Here is a 19,001-nt window from a genome sequence, read left to right as displayed (position 1 = left end):
GCGGAAACGGGCAAATGATCATTACTTGGACATGTCCAACTTACAGCCTGACTTCAACCGTGGCAGGGACAAGCTGCCAGGGCGCTGCGACAACTATAACTTTGACTGGTTCAGCCGCAGGTTTACCAAAAGGAAATTATACTGTAACTTATAACTTAACCGGCGTTAACAGCGGAACCGGAATTACAACAGGTTTTACCGTAAGCACTGCAGGAACTGCAACATTCAACACCAATACACTTGCAACTGCGGGCGCTACTAACATTCAGATTACAAATTTGTCAAGCGGAAGCACGCCTTGCAGCTCAAATATTTCAGCAGGGCATACAGCATCATTTACAGTTCTTCCTATTCCGGCTCAACCGGGTACAATTACAGGAAGTGCAACACCTTGCGTGGGCTCTTCACAAACTTATTCTGTAACGAATACAGCAGGTATAAATTATGCATGGTCATTCCCAACAGGCTGGACACAAACTGCCGGAGGAACAACCAGACAGCATCACAGTTACAGTTGGCAGCGGTTCAGGTAACATCACAGTTACGCCTTCTAATGGTTGCGGCACAGGAACTGCACGTACATTGGCCGTTACTCCTACAGCGTTGGCTACACAGCCATCGGCCGTTTCAGGAGCAACCGGGCCATGTATCGGAGCATCAGTTATTTACTCTGTTACGAATGTTGCCGGAATGACTTATAACTGGACATTGCCTTCAGGGTGGATAAAAACTGCCGGAGGAACAACAAATTCCATTACAGTTACGGTTGGCTCGACATCAGGTACAATCAGCGTTACAGCTACAAATAGCTGCAACACTTCTAGTGCACAGACCCTATCGGTATCGCCGCTTGCACGGACCAGCACAACCAAGTACCATTACAGGAAACACATCTGTATGCCAGGGAACTTCGCAAAGCTATAGTGTAACCGACGTACCGGGCGTAACGTACACATGGGCATTCCCTTCAGGATGGACGCAAACAGCAGGAACTACAACAAGTTCGATAATAGTTACTGTGGGAAGCGGTTCAGGAAACATTACAGTAACGCCGTCAATTTCCTGCGGAAGCGGTACGGCCAGAACTTTGGCAGTAACGTCTAACGTTACACCTTCTGTATTGACAACAACGCCGGGATCAAGAACAGGTGCAGGTCCAGGTTGTATTGGGCGCTACAGCCTCTTCAGGAACAATCTCCTGGTATGCTGCCGCGACAGGCGGTGTGGCATTAGGAACAGGAACATCTTTTACTACTCCTGACATCACCACTTCTACAACATTTTATATCGATGTGGCTAATGGGCCATGTACCACGTCTCCGAGAACAGGAATCCTTGCTACAGTTAACGCACCTGAAATTGCAGTATCTGGTAACGGTTTCAACATTTCTGATGAGGACACAACTCCGATACAGCGGATTATACCAATCTTGGAACATCTAACGTTTCAATTCCGTTAACAAGAACTTATACCATCCAGAATATCGGCACTTTGCCGCTTACAATTGGTGCCTTCACCATTGCAGGCGCAAATGCATCTGAATTCGTGGTAGCGACTTTGCCTTCAGGAACCCTGGCTGCAGGCGCTTCAACAACATTCTCAATAAAGTTTACACCAACAGCCGTCGGTGTTAGAAATGCTACTTTGTCATTCGTGACGAACGACTCGGATGAGAATCCGTTTAATTTCTATATCAGGGGAACCGGCGGAACTGGTGTAACACCTGAAATTAACGTACGTGGAAACGGCGTGACCATTATTGATGGCGATTCAGGCCAGAGTACTGCTGACAATACAGATTTTCAAACAACCCCGGTTGGAACTCCAAAAGACATCACCTTTACAATTCAAAATACCGGAACGGGCACGACTTTCACTTACCGGGACACCAAGAGTTGTAATCACAGGAAGCAGTTTCTTTACAGTATTAACACAACCATCAAGCAGCACAATTGCCGCCGGCGCCAGCCTTACCTTTGTAGTAAGATTTAATCCGACGGCTACAGGTAGTGCAGTAGCGATTGTTAGCATCAATAACAATGATGATGATGAAAGCATCTATGACTTTACGATTCAGGGAAGTGGTGTTGTATCGGGAAGAGACATCGGTATATTAGGCAACGAAGTAACTATTGCTGATGGCGCGACGACTACCAATATCAACGACCAGACTGATTTTGGCATTACCGATCTTACCACGCCAATTTCAATTCCGTTTAACATCTATTCATACGGAAGCCAAACCTTATCCATAAACTCGACATCAATTACTGCCGGACAGGGATTTACCATCACTGCGCTTTCTGGTAACGTAACTTCGACCGTTCCTACTTCATTTGTGGTAACATTTACACCATCGGTAATTGGCGTTAAAACCGCAACGGTTACCGTGAACAGCGATGCAAATAATCCGTCAAGTAAATCGACATACACTTTTACAGTGAAAGCAGAAGTGCAAAACTTTCCAGCACTTACAAATGCTCCGGGTGGTGTGACTTCAAATCTGGAATTTTGGTTGAAAGCCAATAGCGAGATAGGCAGTGTTTCAGATGGCGACACCGTAAATACCTGGGAAGACAATACTACTGGAAGCACTAAAAATGCGGTGGCAAAATTCGCAAAAGAGCCTAAATTTCAAAATAACGCGACAAGCAATATCAACTTTAATCCGGTAATCAACTTTAATGGCTCTAACACTATGTCAGGAAGCCAGGGATTCAATAACCAGGACATGTTTATCGTAATTCGCCCGAAGAACGTTATCACCTATGCTTCAAGTCCACAGGACATTTACTGCGGAGATGATATCACCCAAAATAAAAACAGCCAGGACGTAACCGGTTTCGAAATGGGAAATACGTCAGTAAGATACGGGACTACTGCAGCAGACGTTGTTGCTTATAACCAGGGAGCGCAAACTTCATACGGAGTTGCTGAAATCAACTCAACAAAATCATACTCAGGTGTGAATATCTTTAATCCAAGAAGAAGTCCGGCGCCAAACAACAGGATGATGTTATTGTGTAACGGAAACGTGCTTACAACAACAGAATTCCTTACTAATCCGACACCTCCGAACACTTATTATCCTTATAAAAATATCGTAAATTCAAGATACTGGTTAGGTCGAAGTGAATTTTTCGATGCAAGTTATGAAGGCGATGTTTTAGAAATCATCAATTACAGCGCTAAAAATTCAGATGCTGACATGAGCAAAATCCAATCTTACCTTGCCATTAAATACGGAATTACATTAGGTGTAAACGGCGTAAGTCAGGACTATGTTGATTCTGACGGAAATACGATCTACCCATCCTCAAACGGTTTCAACTACAATATTGCCGGAATCGGAAGAGACGACAAATCGCAATTGAACCAGAAACAATCCAAAACAGAAAATACGTCTAACGATATTACTATGGGATTGACCACTATTGAAACAAGGAATTCTGATAACACAAGTGCTTTCGACAACGATAAAAACTTCCTTATCTGGGGAAGTAACAATGGAACTTTAGGTGCACAGGCTCCGATTTTGGTGAACATGAGTGCAGGAATCCCCGGACTTTCAACCGAAGTTGATTTCGTTTCAATCGGAAGAACATGGAAAGTTATTGAAAATGGCGGCGATGTGAAAACTGTAACGATTTCTGTACCTTCTACCCTATTGACTTCTACAATCACGCCTCCGGGAGACTTCCTGATGTTCATTTCGAACAGCCCGATCTTCAGCCCGACAGCAGAATACAGGATCATGAAAGCGAATGGTTCAAAATTGGAAACGACTTATGATTTCGACGGCACAACCTACATCACTTTCGGTTATGCACCTGAAAGGACTTTCGAAAGATCTATCTCTTTTGACGGAACTGACGATTACCTAGATGCCGGAAACGTACTGAACCTCAACAACACCAACTTCACCGTTTCTGCGTGGGTAAAAGGACTGCTACAAACCGCACCATCCTTTCTAAAAGAAATGCGGCTTTCACGACCGGTTACGATTTAAGCATCAATGCAGGCGGTTATGCCGAAATGAGCTGGATGAATGGTACCAAACAAACCATCACTTCAAGTGTGGTTATCCCTGCTGACAAATGGCACAACATCGCCGTTAGTTATGATGGTTCGAATGCAAGAATGTATATCGATGGTATTTTGGACGTAACAACTCCGCTTTCAGCGATATTGACCAATACACAATCATTCCTTATTGCAGCAGCAGATGGCACCAGTACAACTTCTTTCTTCACAGGAACAATAGACGAAGTAAGAGTTTGGGGCGCGGCGCTTACTGTTGACCAGTTGCGTTATGTGATGAATCAGGAATTAGTGAAACACACCGACAATTCTGTAAACGGAAAAATCGTTCCGCAAACTGTAACGCTAAATGAGGTGAAAAGCATTCCGTGGTCAACATTGAAGGCTTATTATCCAATGTCAACTTATACTTATACGAACGCAAAAGACAAATCAGACAATGATTATACTGCTGCATTGAAAAACCTGATTACGGTGAATTACCAAACCGCACCGGTGCCTTATAAAACGAATGCCGACGGTCCGTGGTATACTCCTGCAACATGGAAAAACAATGATGTTCAGGACCTTCCGTATGCGTTGTCAATTGTTGACGGTACAAGCAGGGTTGCATGGAATATCGTTCAGATCAACCACAACGTACAATCAACAGGTAACAAAGTTGTATTGAGTATGGAATTGGCGGCGAACAAAGAACTTACTGCCGACAACGATACCAAAATTGAGATTTCCCACTATCTTGACTTAAACGGAAAAATCGACCTTGAAGGAAAATCACAATTGGTTCAGACTTTAGGCAGCGACCTCGACCCTACGAGTGCAGGTTCTATCGAAAGAGACCAGCAAGGCACAAAAAACATTTACAATTACAACTATTGGTCTTCGCCGGTAAGTAGCATAAGCGCAACATCTAACAATCTTGGGTTTACAGTTTCAGATGTTTTTAAAGACGGAACCGATTCTGACAACATCAAGGATATCAATTGGATCGACGGTTACGACAGTGCTCCCGGAGACCCAATCAGCCTTGCACAATATTGGATTTTCAAATTCCAGAACGTAGGAAATGACTATGCCAACTGGTCGCAAATGGGTGCATCAGGCACTTTGCTTCCGGGCGAAGCGTTCACACTGAAAGGCAGCGGCACCGCTAACGATACTCAGAATTACACATTTGTCGGAAAACCGAATAATGCACAAATAACATTGCCAATCGGAGGCGGTTTCCTGAACTTAACAGGAAATCCATATCCATCTGCATTGGATGCTAATAAATTCTTATTGGACAATGCCTCATCACTTGACGGAACCATCTATTTCTGGGAACATTACAGCACCAATGCCAGTCATAACCTTGCAGATTATCAGGGAGGTTACGCAGCTTACAACCTTACAGGAGGAACACCTCCGGTAAGTCCAGCAAACATCAGCGGATTGGGTTCAAGTACCCGTACACCGAAAAGATATATACCGGTTGGACAAGGGTTCTTTGTTACCGGAAGTACTTCTGGTGGAACCATCAAATTTGACAACAGCCAGAGAGGTTTCTTCAAAGAAAATAATACGTCATCTTACGGAATGTTCAGGAATGCAAGTCCGACTACAGATGCCGATGCTACCGGAAACAGCAACAATGAAGACGATCAGGAAATAAGCAGTAATTTCATGAAAGTGCGTTTAGGATTTAACTCTGTAAACAACTGGCACAGGCAAATTCTGATAGGCTTTATGAATAATCTGGCCACAAGCGCTATAGATCCCGGATTTGACGCGGTTCTTTTTGATGATTTCCCGAGCGATATGTACTTCATTAACGGCGAAACACCACTTGTTATTCAGGGAGAAGGCTATTTCAATGCTGAGAACAGTTACAAGCTTGGCGTAAAATCTGCTGAAGATGGAAACATCCAGTTTGTACTTGACGACATTCAAAATTTCGATGACAACCAACAGGTTTATATCTACGATGCCGAAACGGACAGCTTACCACAACATCAAAGACAGTATTTTCGAAATCAATGTGCCGGCAGGATTATATACGGAACGTTTCTCATTGAGATTCAATGCCGGTACGCTTGGCACAGGCAATACACCTGTCAATAATGACCTGCAAGTGGTTTTTGCCAACAGCAATAACACACTGACCATTAAAAATGAAAGCCTTAAAGCGACTGTCGAGTCAGTTGCATTATTCAATATCCTTGGGCAAAACGTTCAAAACTGGGATATCGAAAACCAAACACAGGAAATGATCCAGATACCTGTTAAAAACATCAGTGCCGGAACCTACATTGTGAAGTTAAAAACCACAACCGGAACGATGACTAAAAAAATCGTGATCAAATAAATTTGCCCTTTTCCCCAATCAAAAGACTGTCTTACGGCAGTCTTTTTTGTTTTTAGAAATATGCAATTTTTACTGATTTATTTGTAAATATTTTTGTGCATTTTGATGCTAATTTTAGCATTGATTGATGATTTTCGGCTTAGGAACTTTTCTTACAAAAGGAATTCATTTTCAGCGCATTAAAAAAATTGAAAAATTCCGAATCCAATACTGTTTTAAAATCGTATGTCTTTAAAAATTAGGAGAATAAACACCTCGCCAATACCAGAAAAATGTGCACTTTATCGACGAAATGCACCTGTTAACGAAAAAGTTTTAAATGTTAAATTTTTCAAGGTATTTTCGCCCGAGATTTTAATCCCAAATCAAAATCTGACCAATCATGAAAAAAACTACATTTCACACAAAAATAACGCTGCTTTTTCTAAGCTTATTTTTATATTGCCAGTACTCTTTCGGGCAGACAACAGTCACTTACACAACGACCGGTTCAGGATCATTTACCGTTCCTGCAGGTGTGACCAGCATCACCATCGAAGCCTGGGGCGGCGGCGGTAAAGGTGGTACCAGGACCAGCAATGGCCCTGCAGGTGGCGGAGCGGGTGGTGCTTACTCAAAACACACGATGACAGTCACTCCGGGAACAAATTACAGCCTGAATGTCGGCGTCGGAAGTTCAAGTACTACTACCGGAAGTTCCAGCGACAGCTGGTTCAGCTCAACATCGACAATGATTGCTAAAGGGGGCGCGAGTGCTCTAACGACAATGGAAACGGTGCTAACGGAACTGCCACAGGATCTATCGGAAATGTCGTCACCCGTGCGGGAGGAAATGGTTCAAGCGGTCAATCCAATACTTATGGCGGCGGCGGCGGTTCTTCTGGTAACGCAACAACTGCAGGTGTTTCAGCCTCTAATACTGCAACAGGTGCTACAGCTCCTACCGGTGGTGGAAATGGTGGAAATGGTTTTTCAAGCACAACAACTTCAGGAAGCGGTTCAGCAGGAACAACGCCAGGTGGCGGTGGTGGCGGTGCGATAAGATATAGCAATTCAGGGACTTCCAATGGTGCCAATGGTTCCAATGGTAAAATAACTGTTACTTACGGAATTGCCGAAATTAATGTTTTCAGCGCTTACGGAATCAATCTCGCCGACAACGATGCCTCTCCTGCTACTGACAAGGGAACACTTTTTGGGTCAGTCAACACAGGCGGTTTCCTTACGAGTGAATTTATCATCATGAATACCGGTAACGTTGCACTTACATTGGGAACACCAACTTTCTCAGGCGCAAATGCTTCAGAATTTACAGTACTTACTTCACCGGGAACATCAATCGCGGCAGGAAGTACAGCTACTTTAGTGATTAAATTTCTTCCATTGGGTACAGGATCGCGCACGGCAGACATCAATTTTTCGACAAATGACGCAGACGAAAATCCTTTTGGTTTTTCATTACAGGGCACAGGAACAGCTCCGACAATGTCAGTAACCGGAAGGCCTCCAACGCCTGTAAGCATTCCAAATAATGATACTACACCGACAGTAACTGACGGTACGGATTTTGGAACGCAGGTAACAGCAGGATCGGTTACAAAAACATTTACAATTACCAACACAGGAACAGGCTTAATGACTATTACGGGTTTAACCATCACCGGATCACACGCCGCTGATTTTTCGATTGTAAAAAGTCCTTCGGCAACACTTGCTGTTGGTGCTTCAACGACTTTTTCGATTAAGTTTGACCCATCTTCCGGGGCTGTCAGAAAAGCAACGACAACCATTTCTTATGATTCCAGTACATTTAAATTTGATATTCAGGGCACAAACAATACCTCTACTGCCGCAGATATCAGCATATATAATGCTACTGCTACTGAAGTTCCCATGTTTGCTGCGGCCAGCTCAACCTACAGTACAGACTTTGGATCAATCAATACGCTTGACACTCCGGTTAGTGCTACGTTTACAATTAAAAATGATTCATCTACGCTACTGCCTTTGCCGCAATCTTTAACCGGCGTTTCCGTTACCGTAACTGCCGGTCTGGGTTTTACTGTTACCTCAACTGTGGCGCTTGGAACAATCTTACCAAGTGGTTCCGGAACATTTACCATTCAATTTGACCCCAGCACTGTAGGTACAGTTACTGCTGTTGTAACAGTGGCATCATCCGACAGCAATGAAGGCAGTTATAGCTTTTATGTTACAGGAACCGGAACAAATCCGGAATTTGATTTGTATGGAGGAAATCCTTCTACAATGATGGTAGACAATGGTGCAGTGGGAACTTACGGAACTACTTACGGAACAAATTTCGGGACACAAAACAACAGTATTGGTTATCTGAGCAGAACATTCAAGCTTTATAACACCGGAAACGTTCCGTTGTCCATCAGCAGCGTAGTAAACAGCAATACCACAGATTATACTGTTTCATCAATAACTTCTCCAATTCCGGCTGGTGGATCAACGACATTTACAATTACATTTGACCCGGTAACAACAGGAACTAAAACTGCCCTGATTACAATTAACAATAATGACACCAATGAAGGTGCTTTTAAGATAAACCTTACGGGATCATCAGTAAATACAAGTGCCGGAGAAATAAGCATAAAAGGAGGTTCGCCATTGACCGAAATCAATATGTATGACCCTGCCAATACGTCTAAAGGCACAGATTTCGGGGGAATGTATGTCATCAGCGGTACTGTAGCGAAAACCTTTACAATTTATAATACGGGAGCTTCGTCGCTTTCTGTTTCAACTCCTGTAATCAGCGGAACCGGATCAGCAGACTTTACCATAACGGCAAATCCAAGCAGTCCTGTTGCTGCCACTTCGGGCTCAACCAATTTCACAATTACTTTCAATCCAAGCGCTACCGGAACACGTTCTGCTATGGTTAGCATCACAAATGGCGATCCGAATGAAAGCCCTTTCACATTTTATATTGAAGGAAACGGAACGACTTACGCCGATTCTGATTTTGATGGTATTACTGATGATGCAGATATTGACGATGATAATGATGGAATCCTGGATACTTTTGAGCAGTCAGCATGTGCTTCATTGACAACATCGACAACTTCATCAAAAGTATTCCTTAATGAGACTTTCGGATCAGGGACTTCAAGGTCACAAATCAACGCCAATAACCCTGATGCTGCAACGACATACAGTTATGGCAGTTCAAGTTTAAATGATGGCTACTATACGGTATTCAACAGCGCACAAATTACGACATGGGCAGATGAGTATTGGTACAGAGGTACTGACCATACAGGTGATACAAACGGCAAAATGGCACTGTTTAATGCCAACTATACGCCTGAAAAATTCTATACAAATACGATTTCAGGGGTTACGCCTAACGTTGAAGTTACCTTTAGTTTTTATGCCATTAACCTTGACAGAACTGATGCCACAGACGCCGCAAACCGTATTCGTCCGAACATTCGTATTGAAGTTAGAAAAGTAAGCGACAATACTTTAATCAGTTCGTTATCAACAGGTAATATCGGTCTTAGCCCGTCGGGTACGGCAACAGCTTCCGACTGGATAAACTATGCACTTACTTTTACAACTTCAGAAACTACTTTCAAAGTAATATTTATCAACAACGCACCGGGAGGAACCGGAAATGATATCGCCATCGACGACATTACCGTTTCACAAAAATATTGCGATATCAACCATGATAACGATGCAGACGTTGTTGACCTTGATGACGACAACGATGGTATTTCGGACATTGTTGAAGCAGGCTTCAAAAGCCTTAGCAATAACAAGAGTAGAATGGACATTTCTGACAGTACAGTGTGGAAAGATGTAAATGAAAATGGATTTAACGATACTTTAGAACCTTATGTTACACCAACAGACACTGATGGTGACGGCATATTTGATTTTATGGATCTTGACAGTGACAACGACAGTATATTTGATATCGACGAAGCGCAGGTTGACAGCTATTATGTGAACAACTCTTATGCTTCTTATAATGGTGACGGTGATGTTGACGGTGATGGAAAAGGTGACAGTGTCGATACCGATGGCGATGGTATTCTTGACCTGAATGACGATTCAAGTGCATACGGTTCTTCTTTTAAGGCTTATCCGGCAGACAGCGACACCGATGGTATTCCAAATTATCAGGATTTGACTTCGAACGGTTCAACAAAAGATATCGCAGGTACACTTTATGCAAATCTTGACGCGAACAATGATGGAAAAATAGACGGCACAGCAGATGTTGACAAAGACGGTATTATGGACACTTTTGACAGCATCAACCTGGTCGACCCTTTACAACGCAATAAATCAGTTGGATCTCCAAGAGACATTACCAATAAAAACTACCTTATAGATTTTGACGGACGTAATGATTATGCCGAAAGCGATTATTTATTCAGTAATTCTTCCACAACTGACAAGGCAACTATGATGGGTTGGTTTAAGCTTGACGCGAATTTTCCTGCTACTGATGGTGTCCTGTTCGGACAAGACAAATTTTACATTACCGTTTCCGGAAGTCCCACCAGAAAAATTACAGTAACCGCTGGCACTTACACCGCAACCTATGCAACAACGCTCGATGTAAGCAGATGGTATCACGTTGCCGCGAGCTTTGACAGCAGCGGATTAAAACTATACATCAATGGTACGCTGGTAACGACAACCCCCGTATCTTTAAGCATACCTGCCAACACTGCAAAATTCACGATTGCAAAAACACCAGGCGCAACAGCGGGATTAGTAGCCAGTAAGCATTTTAGAGGGTTTATCGACGAAGTACGTGTTTTCAGCACCTCCCTTACTGCCGATCAGATTCAGAAAATGGTTTATCAGAAAATCTCTCAAAATGGCACAGCGATCAGAGGTGCTACTATTCCAAGAGACATCGAGTCTTCAAGCTGGAGCAGCCTTAAAGCTTACTATAAATTGGATGATTATAAAGGCAATGTTGCCGATGACTATATAATTGCAGGTACCGATAACTCTACATTTGTTGCGACAAATACAAATTATTGCAGGATTTACAACGTCAAATACATCAAAACCGAAACTGCGCCGATGCCATTTGTAACAAAACAGGCAGGTGTATTAGATGCTGCGGCAATTACTAATACCACGACTTTCATCAATTGCCCGGACGTAACCGCCAATAATTTTTCAATCGTACAGGTAAAGCACGATGTAACTCTGGGTAATGACCTGACAAATCTGGGTTTAATTGTTGACCCAGGGAAAACACTTTCTGTAAACAACGACAACAAAATCGAGAACACATGGTATCTGGAACTGAACGGAAAAATTGATCTCGTCGGAAAATCACAGTCTGGTCCAGGGTTCCAACAGTAACCTTGCATTAGGTACGTTTGCATCACTCGAAAGAGATCAACAAGGTACCGGCAACAAATACAATTACAATTATTGGAGTTCTCCTGTTAGCACAACAGGATCCTGCCGAACAGGTGTTTATACAGTAGCCGGGGTTATGAAAGACGGCACCAACCCTTCAAACATCCTGAATCTTAACTGGTCAACTACAAACGATGGCGCTCCGGGATCTACAGGCGTTGCCATTACGCTGAGCAATCAATGGATATATAAATTCCAAACCGGAACTGAATATGCCAACTGGACAGAAATTGGTCAAAACGGATCACTGTCAGCAGGTTTGGGCTATACACTTAAAGGATGTGCAAGCGTAGGAAGTGCCGCGCAAAATTATACTTTTGTAGGGAAACCTAATAATGGGACAATTAATATTCCAATTCTTGCAGGTAATCTTGTATTGATTGGCAATCCGTATCCATCAGCAATCGACGCAAACGAATTTATCAAAGATAATAAAGCAGGAGGCACGGGAACTAATAAAACTATTGACGGTACCGTATATTTCTGGCAACACAATGTAAGCAATAACACCCATAACCTGTCAGGATATATTGGCGGTTATGCAGCGAGAAATGAAACGGATGCTGTAGGTATCGTCTCACCTACTCAGGTCGGCGGTGCTGGAGATACAACAACATATCCGGCTCCGGGACAATATATTCCGGTTGGACAAGGTTTCTTTGTCGTCGGAACCAATTCAGGAAATGTAAGCTTCAAAAACAGCTACAGGATTTTCAAGAAAGAAAATAATTCTGAGTCTAATTATATGCTTCGTTCTTCTAACGCCAATGAAAATCAATCATCGGATGAAGAAGAGCACTTTATCAAAATACGTCTTGGTTTTAATACCAATGACCAATTCCACAGGCAAATCGTATTAGGTTTCATGAACGAAAATGCTACCGATGCTATTGATCCTGGTTATGACGCTGAAATTTTTGATGATTATCCTGAAGATATGGCCTTCAGGACTGAAGGAAAAAACCTGCTCATACAAGGTGTAGGATCATTTTCGACTGCAGCGGTTTATCCATTATTCGTAAAAACAGCTACTACCGGAAATGTACAGTTTACGCTTGACGAAACAAAATATTTTGACGGATATGATGCGCTTATTTACGATGCTGTAACAAATGAATACCACAATATTTCTGAAAGCCCTTATGAAATGGCACTTGAAGCAGGCACATACACCGACCGTTTTTCATTAAGGTTCCAGGATAGTACCTTAGGCGTAGAAAATCCAGTTGCACAAAACGTTAAAGTGGTTTATGCATCGAAGACAAGCATCCTTACTATTGAAAATAATGTTACTGGCACTACTGTTGAATCTGCCGGTCTTTTTAATATGATCGGGCAACAAATCAATAACTGGGATTTAACAAATGAAAACCAGCAAAGGATCGAAATTCCGATAAACGGAATCAGCGCCGGAACGTACATTTTCAGAATTAAAACAAACAACGGAAACATCGCCAAAAAGGTTGTGATTAAATAACCGTTACTTTACACTTTATAGATAAAAAGCATCCTTTCATCGAGGATGCTTTTTTATCGAGCAATTTGCAACTTATAGTGAATCAGGTATTTATACGTGGTTTTTAACAAAAACCTGCATTATAACGTTAATCTGTGCAGGTCAACGAAAAGAATTTTAGTAACGAAATATTCACTATACTTTTACATCAGAAATATATCCCCATATATCTTTAAACATAACCTATCATGAAAAAACTATTATCTTTAAGCAGTTTACTATTCTGTTTTATACTACTCTTTAACACCGCAAATGCATTCGCTCAGGATGATGAAGGTGATGATGAAACTGCAGTTGATACCCATGCAAAAATTCGTTTAGGATTTTATTCTCATGCCAATTCATATCGTCAGATCCTTTTAGGATTTGAAAATGAAAATGCTACTGAAGGCATTGATTACGGTTATGATGCTGTAAACACACTTAACCTTCCAAATGATATGTATTTTTGGACTGCCAATACTGAATTATTCATTCAGGGTGTTGGTTACTGGAGTGCAGAAGCTATTTATCCGATTGGTGTAAGATCAAACGGCACCGGTAGCATCATCATAAAAATTGACGCCCTCGAAAACATGAATCCAAGCCAGCCTATATATATATACGACGCTCAAAACGATTCTTATTTCGACCTTAAAAATGGTAATTTTACAGCAACTGTAGCCGATGGCGTTTTTAATGACCGTTTTTCATTGCGATTTGCACAAACAACACTTGGTGTTAACAATCCGTCCTTAAATACCGGAATTAAAGTTGCCTATACAAATGGTGACAGCGTATTGAACATTCAAAATAATCTTTCAGGAACAACGGCAAAAACCGTAAACCTATACAGTATCACAGGACAGCAAGTTGGTGTTTGGAATATCGAAAACCAAAACCAATCAGCAATCGCGGTTCCTGTTACCGGTTTCAGCAAAGGCGTTTATATTGTAAATGTAAACACTACTTCTGGTATTATTACGAAAAAAATAATCATTAATTGATTATATATCAATCCCTGATATAGAAAGAAAAAGCTTCCGATTACGGAAGCTTTTTTATTTGTAAGCGTTTCGATTAACTCAATTTCTCTTTTAATTCTTCAAAGTCAACCAAAAGCTGTTCTCCCGTGACAAGATTCTTAAGCGAATATTTTTTTGATTGAATTTCTGTTGCACCAACAATAACTGCAAACGGGATACCGCGTTTATCAGCATGTTGGAATTGCTTGCCAACCTTTGCGTTTTCCGGATACATTTCGACTTTGATGCTTGATTTTCTTAACTCGGTTATGGCTTTCATAGCATAAAAAGCTTCCTCATTGCCGTAATTAATGAACAAGGCTGCAGAAGTTGCGGTCACCGTTTCTGGAAATAAATTCAATTCTTCGAGTACAAGGTAAATCCTGTCCAATCCAAACGAGATACCAACACCACTCATATTCCTCAATCCGAAAATTCCTGTAAGGTCATCATATCTTCCACCCCCGCCAATCGAGCCCAGCGCTACTTTTTCAGGTGCCGAAACTTCAAAAATGGCACCTGTATAGTAATTTAATCCACGCGCCAAAGTCACATCTAAATCCAAAGTTGCGGCTGACAAACCAAGCTTAAGAACATTATCACAGATAAAACTCAATTCCTCAATGCCTTTTTTCCCCTCATCAGATGAAGCCAGCAAAACCGATAATTTTTGAAGCTTTTCCGTAATTGTTCCGCTAAAGTTGAACAGCGGTTGTACTTTTTCAAGCGCCGCAGCAGAAATGCCTTTTTCAGTCATTTCCTTTTTAACGCCCTCCTCGCCTATTTTGTCGAGTTTGTCTAATGCTACAGTAAAATCTATGAGCTTGTCAGATGCACCGATTACCTCAGCAATTCCCGACAATATTTTGCGGTTATTGATTTTAATAGTCACGCCTTCGAGTCTTAATTCTGAAAAAACCGAATCATATAATTGCACCAATTCCACTTCCTGCCACAAAGACGTCGATCCAACAACGTCTGCGTCACATTGATAAAACTCGCGGAAACGTCCTTTTTGCGGGCGATCAGCGCGCCAAACCGGCTGAATCTGGTATCTTTTGAATGGAAATTCTATTTCGTTCTGGTGCTGCACGACGTAACGTGCAAATGGAACTGTAAGGTCATAGCGAAGCGCTTTTTCGGAAATGGTAGCAGTTAGTTTTTGGCTGTCTTTTGCAGATAATACAACTTCATTTGCTTTCGCCAGATAGTCCCCGGAATTCAATATCTTAAAAATCAGCCTATCCCCTTCTTCACCATATTTACCCATCAGGGTTTCAGAATTTTCAAACGAAGGCGTTTCGATTGGCTGGTAGCCGAATTTTTCGAAATTCGTTTTCATAATCTGGATGATATACTGCCTTTTCGCCACTTCTGCCGGTGAAAAATCGCGGGTTCCTTTTGGTATAGATGGTTTTTGTGCCATTGGGTCTGATTATTTAAGGTGCAAATATCTTATTTTTTAAGGGAAGTTCAAGCACAACCGTGATATTTGCTGTATAGCGTAATCGGCTGTTGATGACTTTGGGCATCTCAATTAATTGGCTGATGGCGTTGCCGAACTAACTGATGGCGTTTTTAACGTGGTTAAGGGCATCCTGAACGTCGTATTTGGCGTTCCCGGCGTGGCTGATGGCATCCCGGATGTCATTTTTGGCGGTATCAACGTCATATTTGGCGTTCCCGGCGTGGCTGATGGCATCCCGGACGTCATTCTTGGCGTTGTCAACGTCATATTTGGCGTTCCCGGCGTGGCTGATGGCATCCAGGGCGTTATTTTTGGCGTTCTAGACGTTCCTTACATAATTAATGCATCAGCAAGCCATTGATAATTTAAAATTATGCTAATCAATCTTGGTGAGCCTAAAATAATCGAGCATCGCCTGGTTAACGGCCCGTTCATATTTTCATTAGCTGTATCCAACGTTAAAGCCAGAGTATGCTGTCCTTTTTCAAGATATACTTTCACGCTGTTACTGAAACCCCAATTGCTCCACTCCTGTACACCGCGCTGTGGAAAAACAAAAGCACCTAAAAACTTATTGGTTTCTCTGAGACTTCGAATGGCGCATTTGTTCTCGGTATTGGTTTGCCCATTACCGTTGGCATAACGAAAATCAACTGCATACATTCCGGAAACACTAACATTTACAGGGAAATTAATCGTCACATTCACCGTTTTTGAAGTTTCGACGAATCCTTTTCCTGAATAGCCACTGTAAGATTGTGTGCTTTTTGGAAGAAAATTTTCAACTTCAAAAACTGTGGTATTTTTTGCCGCACCGACAATCAAAGGCTCGCTGGCGAAAGATTCCATAAAATTATAATCAACAGCGATTACCTGATATTCGCCATAACTACTTGTGTCAACTGTGTATTGGCTTTTCATGGTTTTATCGAGTAATTCACCATTTTTAAAGATTTCATAAGCGACCGCATTTTCAACTTTAGCCCATGAAATTTCATTCCCTTTCAACGTAACCGAAGGCGTTTCAGGTGCGAAAAGATTTGGCATTTTATTAATCGGTTCCGGCAAAGGAAGATTGTTCAAAACCATTTTGACGGAATGCTTTCCTTTCAAAGTCGCAGGAATTTCAGCTGCCGAAGGTTTTCCATCCAACAAAAAAGTCTTGATTTCATTGCCAAATCCTTCAACTGTGATATCGAGAACTGCATCGCGATACTTAAAATTGCTGAGCGTTCTGACATCTTTTAACTGATAAGGCACGAACGGGTGGAAAGCCAATCTGTGTTTCAAAAACGTCGCCCCGAAAAGTACTTTGTTCAAGAGTCCTATACTGCCTGATAAACTCCACAGCATATTGCTTGAATTGATTTGCGTTCCGGCGAAATCGCCATTACCAGCAACAAAATTTTCTTTATTGGTAAGGAATAAAGCAGCAGGACGCGCAATTGCTGCGAGCGATTCCATAACCGAAGTTTCGTTTCCTGCTTTTGCAGATGCGAGTGCCCAAAAAGATTGTACAAACGGCCAGACCGCATCATTATGGTAAGGCGGAATTCCCGAAATCTGTGGGTAGATGCAAGAAATTCCATAAGCAGTCACAGGCGTTTTTGACACGATTGACGCAGCTTGTTCTGCATCAGCAATATCGAAAATAACGCACAAAGCTTCTCCTAAAGCTTCTGACTTTGGCGATTGAATCTTGAAATTCCTTCCGTATAAATACTGTGCATAATAGCCTTTTTCCGGCATCCAAAGGTATTTGTTGATGCCGTTTTTGATTTTTTCTGCGATTGATTTGTGTTTTTCGGCGACATCATTGTGATTTAAGAGCATTGCCATTTCCGATAAAACGATATTGGCCTGAAAATGCACGGCATTGGTTCCGAGATTTTCAGATTCGAAGATATCTGCGGGCTGCATCCATTTCGGATAGGTTTGCTCGCGCCAGTCTAAGAATGAAGATTCGCCGCGTACCATTCCGGTTTCATTATCGTAGGCATTTACCATATCATCTTCAATGGAATTTTTGATAATGGTGTACGATTGCTCCAGCCAGCTTTGATTACCGGTTACCTTGTAAACTTCCCACGCGGCGACCGCCCAGATCATCCTGTCGGTCGAAGCCGGATAAGCACCGCCGGTTCCCGTATCCTGAATAATTCGTTTATTGCCGTTGACTTTTCGCATCAGGCTGTTCATCGCTACTTTCGGTTGCATATAAGCCATTGAAAGAATGATGCTGTAGCTGATGTCACGGTCCAGACGCCTGCCCATTCTTTTCCGGTGCGGAACGTGCTGTCGGGCTCAACGGCTTTTTCCATTTCCTCGAGTGACATATTATATAAGGCATTTGAAAGCGTATAAGCCGATTTATACTGCGGAAAAGCGGTGATATTTTTGGTCAGTTTCCAGTTCGTATCTGTTTGCTTTTTGTCTTTTTTGGAATTGAAGACAAGGGTCGTTTCATAAATCCCATCGCCGTCGGGGTCTTTCATTTCGAGTTCAGGTTTTTGGTGCAGGTTGTCGAAATCCCATGAAAGTGGTGCGGTGGCTCCGGCTACATAGACTTTTTTAAAATCCTGTTTGAAGATTTTATCACCATTGAAAGTGGTGTAAAAGCCTTTGGTTTTGATCTGGTTCAGCACTTCTCTTAAATCGAGCCTGATTTTGAGCGGACTGTCAGGCAAAACTGCGGTTTCTTTATCTGTGCTTTTTTCCTTTAATGGTGTGCCGAAAGGAATTAGCGGCGTTTCTGTGACGCCGGAAACTAAATTGAAAGAATGGTTCACATTGGGTTTCATTTCGTTGTCTTTCCCGTTAATACTGAATTTGAAAATTAGTTTCGAGGAGATGAATTCGTTTTGCGGACTCACATAATCTGACTGTAATTCAGTATCAGATAAGGCAGTTGCTGAAAATTTGCCCTGTTTTATGCCATTGGAAGTCATTTCGTAATCTGGTGTTTTCCAGATTGTGGTTTGGGCGCTTGCGGTAATGGAAATGAGGATTAGTAGTACAATTTTATAAATTGATAGTTTCATTTGAGAAAATTTTATTTTAAAAAGCCCCTCGACTGCGCTCGGGGTGACAACATATAGAATCACAATTTCATTTACACTGTCATCCCGAGCGCAGTCGATGGACTTTACAGCACAAAATTTGATTTCATAACTACAATATTACCGCTTTTT

General features: G+C 42.1%; 15 protein-coding genes and 1 pseudogene. 13 read left to right on the top strand and 3 right to left on the bottom strand.

Going from position 1 to position 19,001, the window contains the following annotated elements:
• Window positions 1–59: 59 nt before the first annotated feature.
• From ACSLFW_RS08265 to ACSLFW_RS08210, 12 genes and pseudogenes are all read left to right on the top strand, one after another.
• Window positions 60–533 carry a hypothetical protein gene (locus ACSLFW_RS08265; protein ID WP_436555364.1) on the top strand — a complete coding sequence of 158 codons (474 nt, stop codon included), beginning with the start codon at window positions 60–62 and terminating at the stop codon, window positions 531–533.
• Window positions 445–924: a hypothetical protein gene (locus ACSLFW_RS08260; RefSeq protein ID WP_436555363.1), complete on the top strand. Its 480-nt coding sequence runs from the start codon at window positions 445–447 to the stop codon at window positions 922–924. Before ACSLFW_RS08265 ends, ACSLFW_RS08260 begins: the two co-directional genes overlap by 89 nt.
• Window positions 824–1,261 carry a hypothetical protein gene (locus ACSLFW_RS08255; protein WP_436555362.1) on the top strand — a complete coding sequence of 146 codons (438 nt, stop codon included), beginning with the start codon at window positions 824–826 and terminating at the stop codon, window positions 1,259–1,261. Before ACSLFW_RS08260 ends, ACSLFW_RS08255 begins: the two co-directional genes overlap by 101 nt.
• Window positions 1,149–1,460: an immunoglobulin domain-containing protein gene (locus ACSLFW_RS08250; protein ID WP_436555361.1), complete on the top strand. Its 312-nt coding sequence runs from the start codon at window positions 1,149–1,151 to the stop codon at window positions 1,458–1,460. The genes ACSLFW_RS08255 and ACSLFW_RS08250 overlap by 113 nt, the downstream gene beginning before the upstream one ends.
• Window positions 1,451–1,810, top strand: a pseudogene (locus tag ACSLFW_RS08245) (choice-of-anchor D domain-containing protein); the annotation flags it as partial. The gene ACSLFW_RS08250 and the pseudogene ACSLFW_RS08245, both read left to right, overlap by 10 nt.
• A gap of 7 nt (window positions 1,811–1,817) precedes the next feature.
• The gene (locus tag ACSLFW_RS08240) at window positions 1,818–4,010 is read left to right on the top strand and encodes a choice-of-anchor D domain-containing protein (RefSeq protein ID WP_436555360.1); all 2,193 of its coding nucleotides are present in this window, start codon (window positions 1,818–1,820) and stop codon (window positions 4,008–4,010) included.
• Window positions 3,935–6,145 (top strand): LamG domain-containing protein, encoded by a 2,211-nt coding sequence (locus ACSLFW_RS08235; protein WP_436555359.1) that lies wholly within the window; start codon window positions 3,935–3,937, stop codon window positions 6,143–6,145. The genes ACSLFW_RS08240 and ACSLFW_RS08235 overlap by 76 nt, the downstream gene beginning before the upstream one ends.
• Window positions 6,096–6,389, top strand: coding sequence for a T9SS type A sorting domain-containing protein (locus ACSLFW_RS08230; RefSeq protein WP_436555358.1), 294 nt, complete (start codon window positions 6,096–6,098; stop codon window positions 6,387–6,389). Before ACSLFW_RS08235 ends, ACSLFW_RS08230 begins: the two co-directional genes overlap by 50 nt.
• Before the next feature lie 382 nt (window positions 6,390–6,771).
• A complete protein-coding gene (locus ACSLFW_RS08225) occupies window positions 6,772–7,431 on the top strand; it encodes a glycine-rich domain-containing protein (protein ID WP_436555357.1) in 660 nt (219 codons plus the stop codon).
• The gene (locus ACSLFW_RS08220; protein ID WP_436557401.1) at window positions 7,428–11,762 is read left to right on the top strand and encodes a choice-of-anchor D domain-containing protein; all 4,335 of its coding nucleotides are present in this window, start codon (window positions 7,428–7,430) and stop codon (window positions 11,760–11,762) included. The genes ACSLFW_RS08225 and ACSLFW_RS08220 overlap by 4 nt, the downstream gene beginning before the upstream one ends.
• Window positions 11,716–13,299 (top strand): T9SS type A sorting domain-containing protein, encoded by a 1,584-nt coding sequence (locus ACSLFW_RS08215; protein ID WP_436555356.1) that lies wholly within the window; start codon window positions 11,716–11,718, stop codon window positions 13,297–13,299. Before ACSLFW_RS08220 ends, ACSLFW_RS08215 begins: the two co-directional genes overlap by 47 nt.
• 227 nt (window positions 13,300–13,526) lie before the next feature.
• Window positions 13,527–14,324 carry a T9SS type A sorting domain-containing protein gene (locus tag ACSLFW_RS08210; RefSeq protein WP_436555355.1) on the top strand — a complete coding sequence of 266 codons (798 nt, stop codon included), beginning with the start codon at window positions 13,527–13,529 and terminating at the stop codon, window positions 14,322–14,324.
• 73 nt (window positions 14,325–14,397) lie between these two features.
• On the opposite strand, the gene hisS is transcribed toward ACSLFW_RS08210, so the two are convergent.
• The gene (gene hisS, locus ACSLFW_RS08205) at window positions 14,398–15,768 is read right to left on the bottom strand and encodes a histidine--tRNA ligase (protein ID WP_436555354.1); all 1,371 of its coding nucleotides are present in this window, start codon (window positions 15,766–15,768) and stop codon (window positions 14,398–14,400) included.
• 115 nt (window positions 15,769–15,883) lie between these two features.
• On the opposite strand from hisS, the gene ACSLFW_RS08200 reads away from it, so the two are divergent.
• On the top strand, window positions 15,884–16,171 hold the full coding sequence (locus ACSLFW_RS08200) for a hypothetical protein (protein WP_436555353.1): 288 nt from the start codon (window positions 15,884–15,886) through the stop codon (window positions 16,169–16,171).
• Here ACSLFW_RS08200 and ACSLFW_RS08195 read toward each other — a convergent pair.
• On the bottom strand, window positions 16,141–18,084 hold the full coding sequence (locus tag ACSLFW_RS08195) for an MGH1-like glycoside hydrolase domain-containing protein (RefSeq protein ID WP_436555352.1): 1,944 nt from the start codon (window positions 18,082–18,084) through the stop codon (window positions 16,141–16,143). The genes ACSLFW_RS08200 and ACSLFW_RS08195 overlap by 31 nt on opposite strands.
• A complete protein-coding gene (locus tag ACSLFW_RS08190) occupies window positions 18,012–18,851 on the bottom strand; it encodes a hypothetical protein (protein ID WP_436555351.1) in 840 nt (279 codons plus the stop codon). Before ACSLFW_RS08190 ends, ACSLFW_RS08195 begins: the two co-directional genes overlap by 73 nt.
• Window positions 18,852–19,001 lie beyond the last annotated feature (150 nt).

It is taken from the genome of Flavobacterium sp. 3HN19-14, from assembly GCF_051373205.1.
Taxonomy (GTDB): Bacteria; Bacteroidota; Bacteroidia; order Flavobacteriales; family Flavobacteriaceae; genus Flavobacterium.
Note: the sequence above shows the minus strand (reverse complement) of the source record. Positions and strands in the feature narration are given on the sequence as shown.